The 19,479-nt window shown below is 70.0% G+C and carries 16 protein-coding genes; 3 read left to right on the top strand and 13 right to left on the bottom strand.

Translation table 11 applies throughout. From position 1 onward, the window contains the following. Window positions 1-51 precede the first annotated feature (51 nt). From OHT21_RS09075 to OHT21_RS09015, 13 genes are all read right to left on the bottom strand, one after another. The gene (locus OHT21_RS09075; protein ID WP_328767747.1) at window positions 52-891 is read right to left on the bottom strand and encodes a TIM barrel protein; all 840 of its coding nucleotides are present in this window, start codon (window positions 889-891) and stop codon (window positions 52-54) included. 175 nt (window positions 892-1,066) lie between these two features. Continuing rightward, on the bottom strand, window positions 1,067-1,945 hold the full coding sequence (locus tag OHT21_RS09070; protein ID WP_328767746.1) for a hypothetical protein: 879 nt from the start codon (window positions 1,943-1,945) through the stop codon (window positions 1,067-1,069). Window positions 1,946-2,039: 94 nt separating this feature from the next. Continuing rightward, window positions 2,040-2,474: a hypothetical protein gene (locus OHT21_RS09065; RefSeq protein ID WP_328767745.1), complete on the bottom strand. Its 435-nt coding sequence runs from the start codon at window positions 2,472-2,474 to the stop codon at window positions 2,040-2,042. A gap of 233 nt (window positions 2,475-2,707) precedes the next feature. Beyond that, on the bottom strand, window positions 2,708-3,997 hold the full coding sequence (locus OHT21_RS09060) for an MlaD family protein (RefSeq protein WP_328767744.1): 1,290 nt from the start codon (window positions 3,995-3,997) through the stop codon (window positions 2,708-2,710). Continuing rightward, window positions 3,994-5,304 carry an MCE family protein gene (locus tag OHT21_RS09055; RefSeq protein ID WP_328767743.1) on the bottom strand — a complete coding sequence of 437 codons (1,311 nt, stop codon included), beginning with the start codon at window positions 5,302-5,304 and terminating at the stop codon, window positions 3,994-3,996. Before OHT21_RS09055 ends, OHT21_RS09060 begins: the two co-directional genes overlap by 4 nt. A gap of 11 nt (window positions 5,305-5,315) precedes the next feature. Continuing rightward, the gene (locus tag OHT21_RS09050) at window positions 5,316-6,464 is read right to left on the bottom strand and encodes an MCE family protein (protein ID WP_328767742.1); all 1,149 of its coding nucleotides are present in this window, start codon (window positions 6,462-6,464) and stop codon (window positions 5,316-5,318) included. Next, complete coding sequence (locus OHT21_RS09045) at window positions 6,461-7,441, bottom strand: MCE family protein (protein ID WP_328774011.1); 981 nt, start codon at window positions 7,439-7,441, stop codon at window positions 6,461-6,463. Before OHT21_RS09045 ends, OHT21_RS09050 begins: the two co-directional genes overlap by 4 nt. Before the next feature lie 152 nt (window positions 7,442-7,593). Beyond that, a complete protein-coding gene (locus OHT21_RS09040; RefSeq protein WP_328767741.1) occupies window positions 7,594-8,646 on the bottom strand; it encodes an MlaD family protein in 1,053 nt (350 codons plus the stop codon). After that, window positions 8,643-9,899, bottom strand: a complete 1,257-nt coding sequence (locus tag OHT21_RS09035) for an MCE family protein (RefSeq protein ID WP_328767740.1) — start codon at window positions 9,897-9,899, stop codon at window positions 8,643-8,645. The genes OHT21_RS09040 and OHT21_RS09035 overlap by 4 nt, the downstream gene beginning before the upstream one ends. 5 nt (window positions 9,900-9,904) lie before the next feature. After that, window positions 9,905-10,720, bottom strand: coding sequence for an MlaE family ABC transporter permease (locus OHT21_RS09030; RefSeq protein WP_328767739.1), 816 nt, complete (start codon window positions 10,718-10,720; stop codon window positions 9,905-9,907). A gap of 3 nt (window positions 10,721-10,723) precedes the next feature. Further along, complete coding sequence (locus tag OHT21_RS09025; protein ID WP_328767738.1) at window positions 10,724-11,494, bottom strand: MlaE family ABC transporter permease; 771 nt, start codon at window positions 11,492-11,494, stop codon at window positions 10,724-10,726. Beyond that, entirely contained in the window at window positions 11,491-12,474 is a 984-nt protein-coding gene (locus OHT21_RS09020; RefSeq protein WP_328767737.1) for an ABC transporter ATP-binding protein, read from the bottom strand. Before OHT21_RS09020 ends, OHT21_RS09025 begins: the two co-directional genes overlap by 4 nt. 863 nt (window positions 12,475-13,337) lie before the next feature. Further along, entirely contained in the window at window positions 13,338-14,378 is a 1,041-nt protein-coding gene (locus tag OHT21_RS09015; protein WP_328767736.1) for an RNA polymerase sigma factor, read from the bottom strand. A gap of 349 nt (window positions 14,379-14,727) precedes the next feature. On the opposite strand from OHT21_RS09015, the gene OHT21_RS09010 reads away from it, so the two are divergent. Genes OHT21_RS09010 through OHT21_RS09000 form a run of 3 tightly spaced genes read left to right on the top strand, consistent with a single transcriptional unit; the run spans window position 14,728 to window position 19,429 of the window. After that, entirely contained in the window at window positions 14,728-15,507 is a 780-nt protein-coding gene (locus OHT21_RS09010) for a hypothetical protein (RefSeq protein WP_328767735.1), read from the top strand. After that, the gene (locus OHT21_RS09005; protein WP_328767734.1) at window positions 15,504-17,777 is read left to right on the top strand and encodes a hypothetical protein; all 2,274 of its coding nucleotides are present in this window, start codon (window positions 15,504-15,506) and stop codon (window positions 17,775-17,777) included. The genes OHT21_RS09010 and OHT21_RS09005 overlap by 4 nt, the downstream gene beginning before the upstream one ends. Next, window positions 17,774-19,429 (top strand): hypothetical protein, encoded by a 1,656-nt coding sequence (locus OHT21_RS09000; RefSeq protein ID WP_328767733.1) that lies wholly within the window; start codon window positions 17,774-17,776, stop codon window positions 19,427-19,429. The genes OHT21_RS09005 and OHT21_RS09000 overlap by 4 nt, the downstream gene beginning before the upstream one ends. Window positions 19,430-19,479: the final 50 nt, after the last annotated feature.

Below are 19,479 nucleotides of genomic sequence, written 5' to 3'. Positions count from 1 at the left end.
GGGGGCCTCTCGTGCCTCTCCAACTGCTGTGCTACGTCTGTGGGTTGGCGTTCAGCGGACGGCGCGGGCCTCCTGCGGCAGCCACTCGAAGGCCTCGGCGCTGGGGCGGTCGCCCGGCTTGTACTCCAGGCCGACCCAGCCCTCGTAACCCGCCTTGCCCAGCTGGTCCAGCAGGTCCTCCAGCGGCAGCGTGCCGGTGCCGGGGGCTCCGCGGCCCGGGTTGTCGGCGATCTGGACGTGGCCGGTCCGTGCGGCGTACCGCTCGATCAGGGACGGCAGGTCTTCGCCGTTCATGGACAGGTGGTAGAGGTCCATGAGGAAGCGTGCGTTGCCCAGCCCCGTCGCCTCGTTCACCTTGTCGACGATCCCGACTGCGGCTGGCGCCGACACCAGCGGATACAGCGGCGACTCGCGTCGGTTCAACGCCTCGATCAGCAGGATCGCGCCGATGCGGTCGGCGGCGTGGGCCGCGAGGGAGAGGTTCTGCAGAGCGAGGGCGTCCTGCTCGGCCGGGTCCACGTCCTCGACGCGGTTGCCGTACAGCGCGTTGAGGGCCTTGCAGCCGAGGGACCGGGCGAAGTCCGCCGCCACATCGACGTTCGCGCGGAACTTCTCCGACTCCTCGCCCGGAATCGACAGCGCGCCACGGTCCGGGCCCGGCAGTTGCCCGGCGTAGAAATTCAGCCCCGTCAACTGGACGCCCGCCTCCGCGATCGCCTTCCTCAGGGAGTCGAGTTCGGACCGCTCGGGGGTGGGGGAGTCGACCCACGGCCACCACAGCTCGACCGCGGTGAAGCCAGCCGCGGCGGCTGCCGCGGGGCGCTCCACGAGCGGGAGTTCCGTGAAGAGGATGGACAGGTTGACGTTGAAGCGCTGCTCCGCATATCCCATCGGGGTCGGCGCCTTCCCTTCCGAGTAATTCCGTATTGCGGAAATATATTTCTGCTTAATGAAAAGGCTGCCTGGGGCTGAGGATCCCTGTCAAGAGCCGTAGCAGAGAAACGCCCCCCGCGCGATCTGCGCGGAGGGCACGGTCAGTGAGTGGGCTCAATGGTCAGTGAGTGGCTCAGAGGGCATCGACCGCGCTCACCTTCCAGCCCTCGGAGGTGCGGTCCAGTGTCATCCGCACCCGGTTCAGATCCACCCGCGGCCCCGAGACCTGGGTGCTCTTCGTCACCTGGTTGACGAAGAGCAGCACCACCGCCTTGTCCGGTGAGGCCGATACGACCGAGGCGGCGGGAGTGCCGCCGGCGGCGGGTTCGACGACGGTGGCCTTCACCACGCCCTCGTACTTCCTCGCCGTCGGCCCGACCACCGTCTTCGTGGTCTTCCCGTACTCGTCGCGGAAGTTCCCGGTGAGATGGGCGCGCGCCGCGGTGAAGTCACGGTCCAGGTGGCGGTAGTCGTACGACAGCACGACGGGCGCCGCCTTCCGCGCGGCCGTGAGTGCTTGTTCACGTGCCTGCTCGGCCCGCTGCCCCTCGCGGTACTGCCATCCGAGTACGGCGACCGCGACCAGACCCGCGATGAGGAGGACGGTCAGGATCGCGGTGAGCAGTCGCCCGCGGGATCGCCGCGCACCGGGACCAGGGCCAGCACCACCATCTGAGCTGGTCTCGCTCCCGTCCCCGTCCCCGTCCCCGTTCCCGTCCTCCTTGTCCTTGCCCTCCGGCTCGTCCTCACCGAAGGAGTCCAGTGACGGCTCCGGTGGGTCGTCCCAGCCGTCCGGGACCTCGATGACCAGGGTGGGCCCGGACTCCTGTCCCTCCGGGCGCCGTGGTGTCTTCTTGGCGGCGGCTTCCTTCCGGGACGGGGCCGCGGGATCGCCGGTGACGCCTTCCGCGCGCTTGGACGCGGTGCGCTTGGCCGCCGCGCGGGCCGCCGCCGTCAGGGTGCGGCGGGCGGGCGAGCCGGCGCCGCGCGTTCGGGAGGTCGGGTTCGCCACGGTCTTGCTCCTTACTGGGCGTACGGCACTGGGCTGGTCGTACGGCGCCGGAACTGGTCGTACGGCACTGGTTGTTCGGCGGGACGGAGCCGGGTCAGCCGACGAACTCCACGTCGGACGTCAGCCAGCGGCCGTCCTTCAGGACGAGGTCGAGTTGCAGCCGGTACGTGCGCGCCTCCCCGTCGGGTACGGCGGTGTTGGTCACCTTGCTGTCGGCGACGACCAGGACCCGGGCCGAGCGCTCGTCGGAGCGGACGATGCCCGCATCGAGGACCCGGCCCTCGGACACCGACTTGTTCTCGGCGACCAGCGCGGTCAACTCCTCGGTCTGCGCGGCGAACTGCTCCTTGAAGTCGCCCGTGGCGCCCTTCAGCACGTTCCCGCTGTCCCGGTCGTAGTGCCGGTAGTCGAGCGAGGTGAAGTTCAGTGCCGACTGGCGGGCCGCCGCGAGGACGGCCTGGCGCCGCTGGTCCGCCTCGTGCCGCTCGAGCAGCTGGAAGCACAGCCAGATGGTCAGTGCGGTGGTCACGGCTGTTGCCACCGCGAGTCCCACCGACAGGGCCCTGCGCGGGCGCTCCGTGGGAAGGGCAGTGGGGCGACCGCGGGTCGGCTGTGGCTGGTCGCTCCCCCACGCTCGAATCGAGCTCGCGCGGGGGGACCCCCATCGCGGCGGAGCCGTATATGTCACAGCCCCGCGCCCCTTACTGGGCGCGGCCTGCACCCCAGCCCACGCCCAGACCCTCAGCGCTTGCAGCCTTCCGGTCACGCCATCGGTCCCACTAGCAGCCATTGCCACGACTCCCTTCCAAACACGGTCTGTTGCCCGCCCGTCGAGCCGATCTCGACAGGCGTTCCGTCCGGGCCGGTCGCCGTGCCGGTCTCCGGGTCGTACGGCGCGACGTACGCCGCCCGGTCGGCACCGCCGGAACCGGAACCGGACCCGTCCGACGCACCGGGCGCGTTCTGCGCCCCCCGCACCGACGTGCCCCCGCCCCGCGGAGCCGTGCAGCGCGCGTCGGTGTTCGCCGGGCGCGTGCTCGTGTCCGCGGGGTCGCGCCGCGCCGTCCCGTAGCCCTCGGTGCACGCGGGCGGGTCGTCGGCGTTGAGGACCAGGCCGAAGTGGGTGGTGCCGTCGCCCGGGATGACGGTGTAGCTGCCGGCGACCACCACCGGGAAGGTGACGAGGGCCTGCTCCACGCCGGGCAGCCGGGCCACCGTGACCTGGCCGCCGCTGATCAGGTTGGCCAGGAGGACCCGTAGATCCGGCCCGGTGGACTTGAGCAGCGAGTTGACCTCCTGCGCGGCCGGTGCCGTGTTGCCGATCAGCTTGCGCAGGTCGCCGTCGCTCGACTTCAACTCCGCGGTGAGCGCCGCGAGATCGCGGGAGAACGACTTGATGGACGAGCCCTGGTCGGCCTGCGTCTTGAGCACCTTCCGCGAGTCCTCGATCAGCGAGACCGTCTGCGGGAGCGAGCCGGACGCCGACTCCACGAGCGCGTTGCCCGAGTCCACAAGGCGGCTCAGCGACGGTCCGGTGCCGGCGAAGGCCTTGCCCAACTCGTCGACGGTGACCCGCAGATCGTCCTTGCCGACCGAGGTGACCAGCCGGTCCAGACTGAGGACCATGTCCGTGGTGGGCAGCGGAACCCGCGTGCTCTCCCGTGGGATCGAGCTGCCGTCGAGCAGATACGGGCCGCCGGAGTCGCGCGGCTGCAGATCGACGTACTGCTCGCCCACCGCCGAACGGTTCGCCACCACGGCCAGCGTGTCCGCCGGGATGCGCGGCCCGTCGCCCTTGATGTCGAGCGACACCGAGACGCCCTCGGAGCCGGTGAGCCGCAGCGCGCCGACCCGGCCCACCGGCACCCCGCGGTACGTCACCTCGGCACCGGCGAAGATGCCCCCGGAGTCGGCGAAGTCGGCCCGTACGGTGTAGCCGCGGTCGAGGAGTTCGTCCACCAGGCCCGTGTATTGGGCGCCGACGTACGACACCCCGACGGCGGTGACGGTGGCGAAGGCGAGCAGCTGGGCCTTGACCGTACGTGTGATCACGGCTGTATCCCCTTCAGCATGAGCTCCGCGAGCGCGAGGTCGATCCCTGACGGAAGTCCGCCTGAAGCTGAGGTCCCGTGGGCGGCGTAACTGCTGGTGCACACCGGTGGGCAGAGCGGGCCGCCGCTCGAAGGCGCCGAAGGGTCGTCGGGCGAGTCGGGCAGGTTCGGCGTGCTCGGCAGCCCTGTGGGGGTCGGCACATCCGGCAGGTCGGGTACGTCCGGTACGTCCGGGAGTCCGGGCAGATCCGGTACCTCGGGTCTGTCGTCCTGGCCCTTGTCCTTCCCGTCCCCTTCTCCGGGCTTGTCGGTGAGGTTGCCGTAGATGCCCTCGAGATCGAGGTCTGCGGTGATCTTGAGGTTGACATAGTCGCCCTTGACGGCGTCCACCGCGTTGCGCGGAAACGGGTAAGTGGTCAGCAGCTCAAGGGAGTTGGGCAGATCGTCACCCGCCTTGTTGAGTTGTTGCAGGATCGGCCTGAGCTGCTTCAGGTTCGCGACCGTGTCGTCCCGCGAGGCGTTGATGACCTTGGTGCCCGTCTTGCCGAGCTTCGACAGCGCCGTGAGCATCCTCGTCAGGTCGCGTCGCTGGTCGGCGAGGACCTTCAGCGCGGGCGGCATGGTGTCGACGGCCCGGGCGATGGTCTTCTTCTCCTTCCCGAGCCGTTTCGCCAGCCGGTCGATGCCCTCGAGTGCGCGCACGATGTCCTTGCGCTGCTTGTCCAGGCCGCCGATGAAGGTGTTGAGCTCCTTGAGCAGGGACTTGACCCGGTTCTCCCGGCCGGCCAGGGCCTTGTTGAGTTCCACGGTGATGGTCTTGAGCTGGGCCACTCCGCCGCCGTTGAGGAGCGCGGACAGGGCGGACAGCACCTCCTCGATCTCCGGGTTCCGGCCGCTGCGGGACAGCGGGATCCGGTCGCCGTCACCGAGCCGGCCCACGGGATCGGCGTCCGGCGGGGCGGACAGCGCCACGTACTTCTCGCCGAGCATGCTGGTCTGCCGCAGCTCGGCGACCGCGTTGCCGGGGAGCTTCACCGAGTCGGCGACCCGCAGTCGTACGCGCGCGTGCCAGCCGGCCAGTTCGACCTTCTCGACCGCGCCCACGGTGACGTTGTTGACCTTGACCGCCGACTGCGGCACCAGGTCCAGTACGTCCCTGAACTCGACCGTGACGTGGTAGGCGTGGCCGTCCGCGGCGGCGCCGCCGGGCAGCTCGACGTCGTACCAGCCGTTGAACTCGCAGCCGGTCAGCAGCACCGAACCGACCGCCGCCCACGCGACCACCCCGCTCTTCCGCCACATGCTCATGCGCGGCCCGCTCATGCGTCGGCCCCCAGGATTCCGCCGAGCGTCCGGTCGACCGTGCCCGTGCTCGGCACGGCCGGGGCACTCGGCACCTCGGGCAGGGAGTCGAAGAGCTTCTCCAATTCCCCGCAGTCCGGGTTCTTGCCGCCCGCGTCCCCGGTTGTCTTCAGCAGGGAGCACAGCAGCGCGGCCGGGTCCTGCGAGTGGTCCGGGTTGTTGCGGGTGTCGAGGGTGCCGGCGGACGCGTTGTAGGCGTTCTGGAGATTGGACAGTCCGGTCGGTGTGACCTCCAACAGCTCCTCCAGCGCGGCCCGTTGGGTGACGAGGACCTTGGTGACCTTGCTGAGGCCCTTCACGTTCGAGCGCAGCGATTTCTTGTTCTTCTTCACGAAGTCGGAGATGTCACCGAGGGCCGTCCCCAGGTGCTTCAGCGCCGCCGCGAGGTCCTTGCGCTCCCCGGCGAGCTGCTTCGCCACCTTGGCGAGACTGCCGTTGAACGACCGCACGCTCTTGTCGTCGGCCGCCAGCGCGGCTGTGAACACCTGCAAGTTGCGTACGGTCCCGAACAGGTCGCCCCGCCCGTCGGACAGGGTCGTGACGGCCTGCGACAGGTCCTCGACCGTCTGGTTCAGGTTCTCGCCCTGCCCGTCGAGGTTGTCCGCGCTCACCCCCAGCAGTCGTGACAGCGCGCCGTCCTTGTTCGCGCCCTTCGGGCCGAGCGCCTCCGACGTGGTGTGCAGACTGTCGAAGATCCGGTCCAGCTCGACCGGTACGGCCGTACGCGCCTCCGGGATCACGTCTCCGTCCCGCAGCACCGGGCCCTTCCGGTACACCGGCAGCAGCTGTACGTAACGGTCGCTGACCACCGAGGAGTTGATGATCGCCGCCTTCGCGTCGGCCGGCAGCTTGCGCCCCTCCTCGTACTCGAACTCGACCCGCACCCGCTTGCCCTCCGGCGTGATCTTCTTGACCTCGCCGATCCGGACACCGAGGACGCGGACGTCCGAGCCGGGGTAGATGCCGACGGTGCGCGGGAAGTACGCGGTGACGCGTACGGGTTCGGAGCGCGGCCACAGGACGACGGTGAGTGTGGCGACCACGGCCAGTGCGGTGACCAGAGCCAGGCGGCGAGCTATGGGTGAACTCCCCAGTGACGACTTCATCGCGAGCCCCCCGTCCGCGGGACCACCGGAGCGGCGACCATGTTCTGGATGTAACTGTCGAACCAGCGGCCGTTGCCGAGGGTGTTGGTGAAGACCCGCACGTACGGCGCGAGCAGTTTGACGCTCCGATCGAGGCTCGACTGGTTGCGTTCGAGCATCTTCACGAAGGTGTTGAGGCCCTTGAGGGCGGGCCCGATCTCCTTCTGGTTGTCCTCGACCAGGCCGGAGAGCTGGATGCCGAGTGCGGCGGAGCTCTTGAGGAGGTTGTGGATCGCCGTACGCCGCTTGTTGATCTCCTTGAACAGCTTGTCGCCGTCCTTGACCAGCGCGGAGAAGTCCTCGGAACGGTCGGCCAGCACACCGGTGACGCCGTTCGCGTGGTCGAGGAGTTCGCGCAGCGCCTTGTCGCGCGAGGCCACGGTCTTCGAGATCCGCGACAGCCCCTTGATGGACGCCCGCACCTCGGCGGGCGAGTCCTGGAAGGTGGTGGAGATGGTGTCCAGCGCCTGCGCGAGCCGCTCCGTGTCGACCTCCTCGGTCGTGGTGGTCAGATCGCTGAAGGCCTGCACGACGTCGTACGCGGCGACCGTGCGGCGGAGCGGGATTTCATTGCCGGGCTTCAGCTGACCCGGGCCTTTCGGATGCAGCGCGAGGTATTTGGCGCCGAGGATCGTCTTGACGCGGATCGACGCACCGGTCGCCGTCCCGAAGGCCGGCTCGCCCTTGACCTTGAAGGTGACCTTGACGTGATCGCCGTCCAGGTCGACCTCCTCGACCTTGCCGACCTTGACCCCGGCGATCCGCACCTCGTCGCCCGGCTTGAGACCGCCCGCTTCCGAGAAGGCCGCGCTGTACGTCCGGCCGCCGCCGATCAGCGGAAGGCTGTCGGCGTTGAACGCGGCGAAGGTCAGCAGCGTGAGGGTGGTGAGTCCGGCGGCGCCGATGACTACGGGGTTGCGGTCCCGGAAGGGGATCAGGCGCGGTAGGAGCCGTATTCGTACCCGTGGCCGCCTCACCGGCAGGATCCGCGGCGGTCTCGGCAGTCTCGGCAGCCTTGGCCGCAGAAACCTCGGCAGCCTCGGCGGATCGATGCGCACCCTCATCAAGGGCTCCGGACGATGCTTGCGGCTCATCCGCCACACCTCGCCCTCGCCACGTGCATCTCAGGAGTCAGCACCTGCTTCGTCTTCGGCAGCACGATCCGGCCGTCGAAGTCACAGAGGTAGAAGTTGAACCACGAGCCGTAGGACGCCGTCCCCGTCAGCTCGTTGAGCTTGTTCGGCAGCCGCTGCAGGACGCCCTCCACGGTCTTCTCGTTCTTGTTCAGCGTTCCGGTCAGATCGGTCAGCTCGCTGATGTCGTCCTTCAGGGGAGGCCGCGCGTCCTCGAGCAGTCCCGAGGTGGCCGCGGCCAGGTCGCCGATGCTCACCAGCGAGTCGCCGATGGGCTTGCGGTCGGCGGACAGTCCGGAGATCACCCGCCGCAACTGCTTGAGCAGTCCGGAGAAGCGGGCGCCGCGCCGGTCGAGCGTCTTCAGCACGGTGTTGAGGTTGTCGATGACGGAGCCGATCAGCTGGTCGCGGTTCGCGAGCGTGGTGGTGAGCGAAGCCGTGTGCGCGAGGAGGCTGTTGACGGTGCCGCCCTCGCCCTGAAGGGTCTTGATGATCTCGGTGGCGAGCTGGTTGACGTCCTTGGGGCTGAGCGCGGCGAACAGCGGCTTGAAGCCGTTCAGTAGCGCGTTGAGGTCCAGGGCGGGTTGGGTCCGGGACAGCGGGATCGTGCCGCCGGGCCGCAGCCGGGTTCCGTCGCCCGTTCCCTCGGTCAGCGCGATGTACCGCTGTCCGACCAGATTCCGGTAGCGGACGACCGCGCCGGTGCTGCGCAGCAGCGGACGGTCCGCGCTGACGGTGAAGCTCACCTCCGCCCGCGTACGGTCCTTGATCCGGATGCCGTCGACCTCGCCGACCCGCACACCGGCCACCCGTATGTCGTCGCCCTCCTCCAGGCCCGTGACGTCGCTGAACACCGCGCGGTACGTGTGCTCAGGAGTGAAGGAGATGTTGACGATGGTGGCGGCAAGCAGGGCCGTGGCCAGGATCGTCACCACCGCGAAGAGGCTGAACTTGACGAGCGGCGCGGCGGCCTGCCGGGCGCCGGTCGCCTTCGTACGACCTGCCCTCATGCGACGCTCACCGCCGTCCCGCGTGCCATCGGGCCGAACAGCAGGGTCGCCACCGGCGGCACCTCATCGACGGGCACGCCCATGGCGGGCGCCACGAGGGAGCCGACCGCGCGCTGTTCGGCCTCGGTGGCGGACACCTCGATGCCGCCGGGCAGGCCGTTGCCCGAACTCCCCGATTTCGTACCGTCGTTGAGCTTCGTGTGCGGTGCGGGCACCCGCGGGTGGGGAAGACCCCGGCAATCGGGCCCGGACCGCTCGCCGTAGCGCGGCTCCTCACCCGGTTCGTATGCGGGCCGCTGCTGGACGACTTCGAGGGTGATACGCATCTTGCCGCCGCGGAACGCCTCCTCGGACGCTTCCTCCTGCCGGACCAGGCCTTCGAGGAGGCAGGGGTACTCGGGGGAGTAGCGGGCGAAGAGGTCCAGCGTGGGGCGGGAGACCCGGCCGAGGGTGATCAGCCGGTCGCCGTTCTCGTCGAGGAAGTCGTCCGCGGTGCCCGCGACACCGGTGGTCGCGGTGAGCGCGGCGGCCAGTTGGTCCCGCTTCTCCACGAGGGTGCGGCTGGTGGTGACGGTGTTGCGCAGTATCTCCATCAGGTCGGGCGCCGCGTCGCCGTACACCTCGGCGACGTCGGCGAACCGTGCGATGTCTTCCCTCAACGACGGCATGTGCGGGTTGAGTTGGCGCAGGTAGTCCTCGACGCGGACGAGGTTGTCGCCGATCCGGTCGCCGCGCCCCTCCAGCGCGGTGGAGAACGCCGCGAGCGTGGCGTTGAGCTTGCCGGGCTGCACGGTCCGCAGCAACGGCAGCAGATCGTTCAGCAGTTGCTGCAACTCGATACCGACCTTCGTACGGTCCTGGGTGATGACGTCGCCGGCGCGGATGGCCCGGGCGTTCGTGCCCCGGGGCGCCACGAGGTCGACGTACTTCTCGCCGAACAGCGTCTTGGGCAGCAGCCGCGCGTGTACGTCGGCGGGAATGTGCGCGACATGCTCCGGCTTGAGCGCGATGTCGAGCGTGGCCTTCTCGCCATCGGCCCGCACCGCCCGCACCTCGCCCACCAGCAGCCCGCGCAGCTTGACGTCGGCGCGCGGATCGAGCTGGTTGCCGAGGCTGTCGGCCTCCAGCGTGATGCGCACGACGGGGGTGAACGCTTGCTGGTAGACGGCCACGGCGAGCGACAGCAGCAGCGCGAGCACGGCGATGAAGACAAGGCCGTACAACCGCAGTCTCAATACTTTCGCGACTCTCATGGCACTCACCCCGCGATCCGTACGGTCGTGTTGGCGCCCCAGATAGCGAGGCTCAGGAAGAAGTCCAGGACGTTGATGGCGACGATCGACGTCCGCACGGCGCGGCCCACCGCGACGCCGACGCCCGCCGGTCCGCCGCTCGCGTAGTAGCCGTAGTAGCAGTGCACGAGGATGATCAGAACGGCGAAGACGATCACCTTGCCGAACGACCAGAACACGTCGACCGGCGGCAGATACTGCTGGAAGTAGTGGTCGTACGTGCCCGCCGACTGCCCGTAGTAGCCGGTGGTGATGGTGCGGGCGGCGAAGTACGAGGACAGCAGCCCGACCACGTACAGCGGGATCACGGCGACGAACCCGGCGATCATCCGGGTCGTCACCAGGAACGGCAGCGACGGAACGCCCATGACTTCGAGCGCGTCGGTCTCCTCGCTGATCCGCATCGCGCCGAGCTGGGCGGTGAACCCGGCGCCCACGGTGGCGGACAGCGCGAGCCCGGCGACGAGCGGGGCGATCTCCCGGGTGTTGAAGTACGCCGACAGGAACGCCACGAAGTTGGAGGTGCCGAGCTGGTTGAGCGCCGCGTACCCCTGGAGGCCGACCTCCGTGCCGGTGAAGAACGACAGGAACGCGATGACACCGACCGTGCCGCCGACCACGGCGAGCGCGCCGCGGCCGAAGCTCACCTCGGCGAGCAGCCGCAGGATCTCCTTCTTGTAGCGGCGCAGAGTGCGCCCGGTCCACGCCAACGAGCGTCCGTAGAAGACCAGTTGGCTGCCCAGCTCTTCGAGTGACCGAAGCGGGCGGTCGAGAAGTCGCATCGACTAGCCCCTCTGCGGAACGACTTGGAAGTACACGGCGGTCATCACGAAGTTCGTCACGAACAGCAACATGAAGGTGATCACCACCGACTGGTTCACCGCGTCGCCCACGCCCTTGGGACCGCCCTTCGCGGTCAGTCCCTTGTACGAGGCGACGATTCCGGCGATCGCTCCGAAGACGAGGGCCTTGATCTCGGCCGCCCAGAGATCGGAGAGCTGGGCGAGGGTGGTGAAGGAGGCCAGGTAGGCGCCGGGGGTGCCGTTCTGCAGGATGACGTTGAAGAAGTAGCCGCCCGCGACGCCGACGACCGAGACGAGCCCGTTGAGCAGTACGGCCACCAGCATCGAGGCCAGCACCCGGGGGACGACCAGCCGGTGGATCGGGTCGATGCCGAGCACCTGCATCGCGTCGATCTCGTCCCGGATCTTGCGCGCCCCGAGGTCCGCGCAGATCGCCGTACCGCCCGCACCCGCGATCAGCAGTGCCGTGACGATCGGCGAGGCCTCGCGCAGCACGGCGAGTACCGAGGCGGCGCCGGAGAAGGACTGGGCGCCCAACTGCCGCGTAAGGCTGCCGATCTGCAGCGCGATGACCGCACCGAACGGGATCGATACGAGGGCCGTCGGCAGGATGGTCACGCTGGCGACGAACCAGGCCTGCTGGATGAACTCCCTTGCCTGGAAGGGACGTCGGGGCATGGTCCGGAAGACATCCAGGGCCATCGCGAACAGGTTCCCGGACTGTCTGAGCGCACCGGTCGGCGACAGGCTCATGCGCCGGCCACCTCCCTGCTGCGGTGCCCGTGGTTGCCGTGCAACTCGGCCTCGCGTCGTGCGATCGCCTGCCAGCGGGGTGGGCGGGTGATGCCTGGGCCCGGCAGCAGGCGGGGAGTCATGACCTGACTGCCGGGTGTCTTGGTGGGCGCGCCTGTGCCGTCCGGGTCTGCGCCTTTTCGGAGTTGGGCCAGCTCCTGCTCGACCTGGGCGGCGTCCTTCTCCTCCGCCATGCCGATCGGCCCCTGCATCCGGCCGTTCAGGAACTGCCGTACGACGGGTTCGTCACTGGTCAGCAGCTTCTCGCGGGGCCCGAACATCACCAGCTCGCGGCGGAACAACAGCCCGATGTTGTCCGGCACTTGGCGGGCCGAGGCGATGTCGTGCGTGACGATCAGGAAGGTCGCGTCGATCTGGGCGTTGAGGTCGACGATGAGCTGGTTGAGGTAGGCGACGCGGACGGGGTCGAGGCCTGAGTCGGGCTCGTCGAAGAGGATGATCTCGGGGTCGAGAACCAGGGCGCGGGCGAGGCCTGCCCGCTTGCGCATGCCGCCGGATATCTCGCCGGGCAGCTTCTCCTCCGCGCCGATGAGCCCGACCATGTCCATCTTCTCGAGCACGATCCGCCGGATCTCGCTCTCCGGCTTACGGGTGTGCTCGCGCAGCGGAAAGGCGATGTTGTCGTACAGGTTCATCGACCCGAACAGCGCGCCGTCCTGAAACAGCACGCCGAACAGCTTCCGAACCTCGTAAAGCTCGTGCTCACGGAGCTTGGTGAGGTCCCGGCCCTGGATCGTGATGGACCCCCGCTCCGGCTTCAACAGCCCCACGAGCGTCTTGAGGAACACCGACTTGCCCGTACCCGAGGGCCCGAGCATGACGGAGACCTCCCCGGCAGGCAGCGTCAACGACACGTCCTGCCAGATGACCTGCTGCCCGAAGGACTTGGTCAGCCCTTCCACACAGATCTCGACACCCATCCGTCCCGCCCTTCAACCAGCCGTGGAGCAGCTCCGACATCTGCTCTACGGGGAGGGGCGGGGCGTCCGTCGCGACGGAGGCGGATTTTTTTGAGGGGGGTTTGACGCAGCGGGTTCGCTGTGGCTGGTCGCGCCCACGCGGCGGAGCCGCATGATGTGACAGCCCCGCGCCCCTGAAGGAAGGCCTGCGGCCTCCTTCAGGGGCGCGGAGGGCGCGCGAGCAGATGTGCCGTGCGGCCAGGCCTAGCTGGGCGAACTGGCCGAACTCGGGTGCGGGATCGCGCCCCAAAGGGGCGCGGGGCTGTGTCTGTTTGCGGCTCCGCCGCGGGGCGCGACCAGCCACGACGGACCCGCAGCTTCGAACGGCACTTCCCGCGGAGCGCTTTGGGAAGCGGGCTCGGGGCGGGTGCGCCGGCACGTCGGCTTCGGGCGGGTTCGCAGGACGCCGCGGACCTGCCGAAGTCGGGTGCGGGATCGCGCCCCGAAGGGGCGCGGGGAACTGCGCGACAAGCCACGACGCACCCGCAGCTTGGGGCGGGTTCGCAGGACGCCGCGGACCTGCCGAAGTCGGGTGCGGGATCGCGCCCCGAAGGGGCGCGGGGAACTGCGCGACAAGCCACGACGCACCCGCAGCTTGGGGCGGGTTCGCAGGACGCCGCGGACCTGCCGAAGTCGGGTGCGGGATCGCGCCCCGAAGGGGCGCGGGGAACTGCGCGACAAGCCACGACGCACCCGCAGTTTCGGGCGAGTTCCCGGGACGCCGCGGACTGCCGAAGTCGGGTGCGGGATTGCGCCCCACAGGGGCGCGGGGAACTGCGCGACCAGCCACGACGGACCCGCAGCTGCCATCGAACCGTCTTCGTCTAGGGAAGCGGGCTCGGGGTGGGAGCGTCCATCGACGGCACGTCGGCCGCGTCCGGGACCCTGGTCCCGGAGAACTTGCCCGGCCGGGCCGCGTCACCGGACGTGCCCGGCAGCTCGGGCGTGCCGGAGACGTCCGGAAGCCCGGACACCCCCGGCAACCCCGGAACATCCGGCGCCGGCAGCTCCGGCAGCGAGACCTCCGGCAGCGGCGGCACCGACACGGGGACGAGCGGCCGGTCGTCGGCCGAAGGCGACGCCCCCGGCTCGGGCGACGCCGCCGCGCCCGGGACCGCCGACCGCCCGTCGGCGGCGGGCGCCCGGCCGGGCCCGTCAGGCCGGACCTCCTCGGCCGGCCCCGACACCCCGGGCCGCGGAGCAGACCCGCCCCCACCCCCGTCGTACACGTACGGCAACACAAACCCCGCCACCGCGAGCGTGGCAGCCGCCGTAGAGGCGGCAGCAACCACCTGCGTCCGCCCGCCCCCACGCGGCTGCCCCCGCCCCACCAGAAACAGCACAAACCCAAGCGTCGCGGCCAGCGAGTTACGCAACGTCCGCCGCGCCCGCGCCAACAGCGACTCGACGGTCCGATAGCTGAGCCCCATGCGCACGGCGACCTGCGAAACGTCCAGATCCTCCGACTTCAGCCGCAACGCCTCCGCCTGACGCGCAGGCAGCTCCCCGCTGCGTACGGCCAGCCACACGGCCTCGGCCCGGTCGCACACCGCCTCCTCGACGGGCACAGGACCGGGCGCGATCAACGTCGGACTCGTACGGACCTCCGCCTCACGGTTGACCTGCCGGTACCGGTCCACACACAGCCGCATCGTCACCGTCGTCAACCAGGCCGCGAGCCGCTCATCGTCCAGGTCGGGACGTTCCGCCGCCCGCAGCATCGCCTCGTGTACGGCGTCCTCCGCGTCCTCCAGGCTCATCGACCTGCGCCGCGCCACCTTGAGCAGATGCTCCCGGTGACTCCACATCCGCTGCCACCGCTCGTCCGCGCCCGTCGCCTGCCCAGGCATGGCATCCGCAGGCATGGCATCTGCAGGCACAGCTGATGCGGGCACAGCCGATTCAGGCACAGCCGATGCAGGCATGACGTCCGCAGGCATGGTCTCTGCGGGCATGTCCGTCGCCATGAGGGGCCCCTTCGCGCTCACCTGCCGGTCTCGTGCTCGTTCCGTCCGGCGGGTGGCGACATTACCGCCCGGTAGTCGGGGTTGTGGAGGGGGGAGACGTGGTGCCTGAGGCGACCGGATGGCCGGGTTCGTGGTTGATCTCAAAGAACCCAAAGTGCCACGTGTGTGACTGAGCACTTCGGGGAAGACGAACGGCCATGGCTGGTCACGGGAGTTGGGGGGCGGACGAGTGATCGGATCCCGGGCGGTGCCTACGGATGGTCTCTCCCCCGTGTACGACGAGACGGGAGCCGCATCCGCACGATTTCTCCGCTGGCTGGCCGAAAAGAGCGACGGCGTCGCCGGCACACGTGTGGCCAGCGACACGTACGCACACCACGAGCGATGCAGCCTGGAACTGGTCGAGCGCATCGTGGAACGCCTTGCCGCCCTCGGCTGGATCACCGTGCACAACGACTCAGGTGCCGTGCCCCCACTGGTCAGCCCAACCCCCGCAGGCCTCGCGGAGGCGCAGGCCTGGGACGAGGCCTACGCCGACCGCGACACCCGCCGCCGATACGCAAAGGCGGCCCTCTTCGCCTGGTGGGACCGCGTCGGACAACACCAGAGCGGCGAGTCGAACGCCGAGGCCTTCCTCTGGACGAGGGAGGCCTTCTACTGCGGCCGACAGCTCACCTTCGAGGACCTGGAGTACGCCAAGGACCACCTGAGCCTGCCCACCCCCGTGCGCGTCGGCGTCACCGAACAGGGCGCCGGAGTGTTCCTCTCCTTCGAACAGCTCGCCCAACTGGTGCAGGCCTCCCGCCCCGACCTCTCGGAGAGCGATACCGAACTGCAACAGGTGCGCGAGCTGGCCGAGGCCCTGACCGACGCCTCGCGGCGCGGTGCCGAACCCGACCCGGGCATGCTGCAGCGCTTCCTGCAGCACAGCGGTGACCTGGCACAGGCCGGATCCAGGTCGGTGGGCAGGGACATGGCGTCCGGCATGGTTTCGGAGATCATCCAGTCGATGCTGAGGCTGGGATGAGCGACCCCTCGGGACCCGCCCTCGTGCCGCAGGGCCAGATTCCGGAGGCGTACGCACGACAGCCCCTGCTGCGCCAACTGGTGCCGCGCCTCGTCGGCCTCGAACGCGACCGGCACCGCCGCCTGCCACGCCACGAGTTCGCCGACGATCTGCCGGTGGTGCTGCTCAGCGGGCGGCACGGCACCGGCAAGAGCGCCCTGCTCGACGACCTCAAGCAGGCGTACGCGCCCGATGCGGGACCCTGGCCGGGGCCGCGCGTGCCGTTCGCGCGGATCAACTGCGCGGCACTGGAGGAGCGGGTCAGGGTAGGCCCGGAGATCTCCAACAACTCCCACGCAGTGGAAGTCCTGGTCGAGCTGGTCACCCAACTGTCCCGTCCCGTCGCCGGGTTCGGGCGGCTCCGTTTTCCCCGCACCACCGCCGGACTGCTCGCCGTGGTGTCCGCCCGGCGCCCCGGCAACGACGACGAACTCCGGGTGGCCGACCGGCACGCGGCCGCCCTGATGGGACCCCCGCCGGGCAACGGTCCGCCCCCGACCTGGGACTCGCACTTCCGCCCGGCGCTGCCCGTTCCACCGGACGGTGTCACTCCCGACCCCGCGGCGTTTCCCGAGGCTGCGGTGCGTACGTATATGGGCCGGCAGTACCGCTGGCGCTCGCGCCGGCTCGCCTCCCGTCACCTCGTCGGCTGGTACGAGAGCTACCGCAGCGAGGCCGACAACCGGCTGCGCGGACTGCCGCCGGGCGCGGACGCGCGGCCCCGGCCGGTGCCGACCGCGGAGCGCCCGGGGGCCGTGGCCCGGCTCTGCCGGGAGTTCCACCAGGGCCGCGGCTTCCGGCGGGGCGTAGAGCGCATGCTGATGGCCGCGTTCCTCGCGGATGTGCGGTACGGGCCTTTCCGGAGGGCGAACCGCGCCCCGCGTCCGTTGCTTCTCCTCGACAACGTGCACACCGACATCGGCCGCGACTTCCTCGAACTGCTCCTGGAACAACGGGCGCGGCTCAGCCGTGACGCCCGCGACCAGCTCGTCGTGATCGCCACCGAGCTGCGCGGCGACGACAACCCGGCCACCCGGGACGTCGCCCCCGACGAGGAGAACGACCCCTACCCGGAGGCCACGTACCGCTCCCTGCACGAAGTCGGTACCAACTCCCGCTGGACGCGCAGCGGTTCAGCCCCCTCGGCAGGCGTACTGGTGCTGCCGCTGCCACCGCTCGACACGGAGCACGTGGAGCGGATGCTCAGGCGCGACGAGGAGGCCTCCTTCGACCCGTACATCGCCACCGCCGTGCACGATCTGACCGGCGGCCATCCCATGGGAGCCCGGCGGCTGTGCGACGCCGTGGTGCGCAAGGCGCGCACCGAGGGGTGGGTGACGGCCGAGGATCTCCTCGATCTGACCCATCCCGACGGCGTCGGCGAATCCGTCATCTGGCGGCTGCTCAACACCCTGGTCGGCAGCGAGAACCACGACGAACTGTGCCTGTTCTCCCTGGCCTGGGACCGGGAGGCGGCCGAGCAGCTGGCCGAGCGGTGGGTGCCGCGCCGGATCGACGGACTGCCCGCGGCCGACGGCGCCGCCGCCCAGCTGGAGCGGGAGCGCTGGTCCCGGGGACCCGGCAGCCGGCCGTTCATCACGGACCGGTTCCTGCGCGCCCTGCTCGTCCACCAGATGCGCAGCGGGCGCGGCGGCAGCGGCGTCGACTGGTTCAGCGCGCACGCCCTGCTCGCCGAGCACCACCGGCAGCGGGCCGAAGGCCGCTCGGGGCAGGCGGAACGGGCCGAGCGGTCCCGCTTTCTGTGGCACCGGCTCGCCGGGGGAGAGGCACAGGAAGTCGTCGACTGGCTGCACGCGGAGTTCATGCGGGACGACGGTGACGCGGTCGACTGGCTGCACATCCTGCGCACCGTGGCCCATGCGCCACGGCCGCCCGGAGACGTCTGGTTCGAGCAGTGCCAGGAGGTCGGCAAGGGGCGCCGCGACCGGCTGCAGCTCCAGGCGGACCCGGGAGTGGGCCTGGAGAAGCAGGCCGTCAACCGGCTCCTGCACGCTCTGTGGTACGCGGCCGATGAACTGGCGGAGGCGGACCGGACGTTGGTCGACCGGATAGGGCAGGACCTGTCCTTCCTCTCCGCCCAGCATCTGACCGGTCGCGCGGTCCTGGCCCAGGCCGCCATCCGCTGGCCGCGCGCTGTGAAGGACGGCGAGGACTGGCCCCTCGAACGCCACTGGCAGGGCGACCAGCCGCGAACGGGAGGGGCGCGATGAGCAGCCGTACGGACCGCCGCAACTGGGTCTGGCTGCCGAGCCGGCTGCGCTTCCGGGTGCTGGGCCTGATCGATGTGGTGGCCCTGTGGGTGGTGGTCTCCGCGCTGGTGGGAGCGGGTGCATGGTGGGGCCTGGACGCGTACCGGGACAGCCGCGACTACTGCACCGAGAACCAGGAGCTGCGGCGGGTGGACACCGCCGCGGGCGAGGAGTGCATCGGCGTCACGGCAGAGGCGTACGCCTTCGACCCGGACCTCGCCGACGTCATGGGCCGGATCGAGGGCGAGAACAAGGCGGCACGGAAATCGGGCAAGCCCGTGGTGAGCGTCGCCGTCATGATGCCGTACACCTCCACGACGCCCGGCGCGGCCATGTCGAAGGAGCTGATCCGGCACGCCCTCCAGGGTGCCTACGTCGCCCAGTACGGCCACAACCACGGGGCCGCCACCGACGGCACCGCCGTCCAACTCCTGTTCGCCAACGTCGGCGAGGACCTGACCCAGTGGAAGACCGTGACCGGTGAACTGGCCGCCCGCCGCACGGGCAAGGCCCCTCTCGTCGCCGCCATCGGCTTTCCCAACAGCGACACGGCCACGCTCGAATCCGTACAGAAGGGACTCGGGCACAAAGAGGTGCGGATCCCGGCCGTCAGCGCGGTGCTCAGCTCCCGCGAGATGGAGCACTCCTACCTCTTCAAGGTGTCGCCCTCCACCGACCAGCTCGTCGACGCCCTCAAGCGCTATGTGATCGAGAACGAGGTGAACCGCAAGGACACCTTCCTGATCGCCGACGAGCAGGACGACAACTACGTCGAAAACCTCCGCAAGGTCTTCCTCGAAGAGTTCGGCGAGGAGTACGGCATCAGGACGGACGACGCGGTGGGGCGGCGGATCGCGGTGTACCGGGGCAGCAAGGGGTCCGACCGGGGCGATGCGCAGGACTTCCGGCAGGCGGTGGACGCGATGTGCGCGGCCGGGGTCAAGACGGTGTTCCTGGCCGGCCGCGACGCGGACCTGCGGCCCTTCCTGGAGACCCTCGACCACAGGAGCCCCTGCGACTGGGGCACGGACGCCGAGCCGCTGCGCATCCTGCGCGTCAGTACAGGCCGTGACCCGGTCACGGAGAGCCCTCGGATGCGCCAGATCGCCGAGCGGAACCACATCGAGATCGTGACCGCGGCCGCCGTGGACGCACCCCGCTGGGTTGCGGGCAGCGGCGGTGACGAGGAGGTTCCCAGGTTCTTCGGGGACTTCGCCGCCTCCTACGGCCAGTACTTCAGCGGGGAGGATGCCGCCGCCCTCAACGACGGCTACGCCGTGATGTACCACGACGCCCTCACCGCCGTGGGCACCGCTGTCGCCGCGGCCCAGGGCGGCCAGGACAACCCCGTGGACCACGACGACGTCTACGACGCACTGCGCCGGGGCAGCCCCTCCGAACGCTGCGTCGGCTGCGTACCGGGCGCGAGCGGCGTCTTCACCTTCGTCGATGAGAACATCGGCCTGGACAAGGGCGCCAGGAACGAGGCGGTGGTCGGGCGCTGGCCGGTGTGCAAACCGGTACCCGTCGTGACCTTCCCGAAGGAGCGGCAGGACAAGTCGCCGCTCTACAGGACCTATCAGGGCCGAGGGGAGGCCTGCCCTCCCCCGTGACCCGGCAGCGGGCGGAGCCCGATCCGATCGCGGCTCCCCGTGGCCGCTGC

This window comes from Streptomyces sp. NBC_00286 (genome assembly GCF_036173125.1).
In the GTDB taxonomy this organism is placed as follows: domain Bacteria; phylum Actinomycetota; class Actinomycetes; order Streptomycetales; family Streptomycetaceae; genus Streptomyces.
The sequence above is the reverse complement of the archived record's forward strand: the minus strand, read 5'-3'. Positions and strand labels throughout refer to the sequence as shown.

What these genes read in the sequence shown, in the direction of transcription:
- OHT21_RS09005 (WP_328767734.1), top strand. Translation starts at nt 15,504, where the DNA reads ATGAGCGACCCCTCGGGACCCGCCCTCGTGCCGCAGGGCCAGATTCCG.
- OHT21_RS09050 (WP_328767742.1), bottom strand. Translation starts at nt 6,464, where the DNA reads ATGAAGTCGTCACTGGGGAGTTCACCCATAGCTCGCCGCCTGGCTCTG.
- OHT21_RS09015 (WP_328767736.1), bottom strand. Translation starts at nt 14,378, where the DNA reads ATGCCTGCGGATGCCATGCCTGGGCAGGCGACGGGCGCGGACGAGCGG.
- OHT21_RS09000 (WP_328767733.1), top strand. Translation starts at nt 17,774, where the DNA reads ATGAGCAGCCGTACGGACCGCCGCAACTGGGTCTGGCTGCCGAGCCGG.
- OHT21_RS09025 (WP_328767738.1), bottom strand. Translation starts at nt 11,494, where the DNA reads ATGAGCCTGTCGCCGACCGGTGCGCTCAGACAGTCCGGGAACCTGTTC.
- OHT21_RS09055 (WP_328767743.1), bottom strand. Translation starts at nt 5,304, where the DNA reads ATGAGCATGTGGCGGAAGAGCGGGGTGGTCGCGTGGGCGGCGGTCGGT.
- OHT21_RS09035 (WP_328767740.1), bottom strand. Translation starts at nt 9,899, where the DNA reads ATGAGAGTCGCGAAAGTATTGAGACTGCGGTTGTACGGCCTTGTCTTC.
- OHT21_RS09020 (WP_328767737.1), bottom strand. Translation starts at nt 12,474, where the DNA reads ATGGGTGTCGAGATCTGTGTGGAAGGGCTGACCAAGTCCTTCGGGCAG.
- OHT21_RS09040 (WP_328767741.1), bottom strand. Translation starts at nt 8,646, where the DNA reads ATGAGGGCAGGTCGTACGAAGGCGACCGGCGCCCGGCAGGCCGCCGCG.
- OHT21_RS09030 (WP_328767739.1), bottom strand. Translation starts at nt 10,720, where the DNA reads ATGCGACTTCTCGACCGCCCGCTTCGGTCACTCGAAGAGCTGGGCAGC.
- OHT21_RS09075 (WP_328767747.1), bottom strand. Translation starts at nt 891, where the DNA reads ATGGGATATGCGGAGCAGCGCTTCAACGTCAACCTGTCCATCCTCTTC.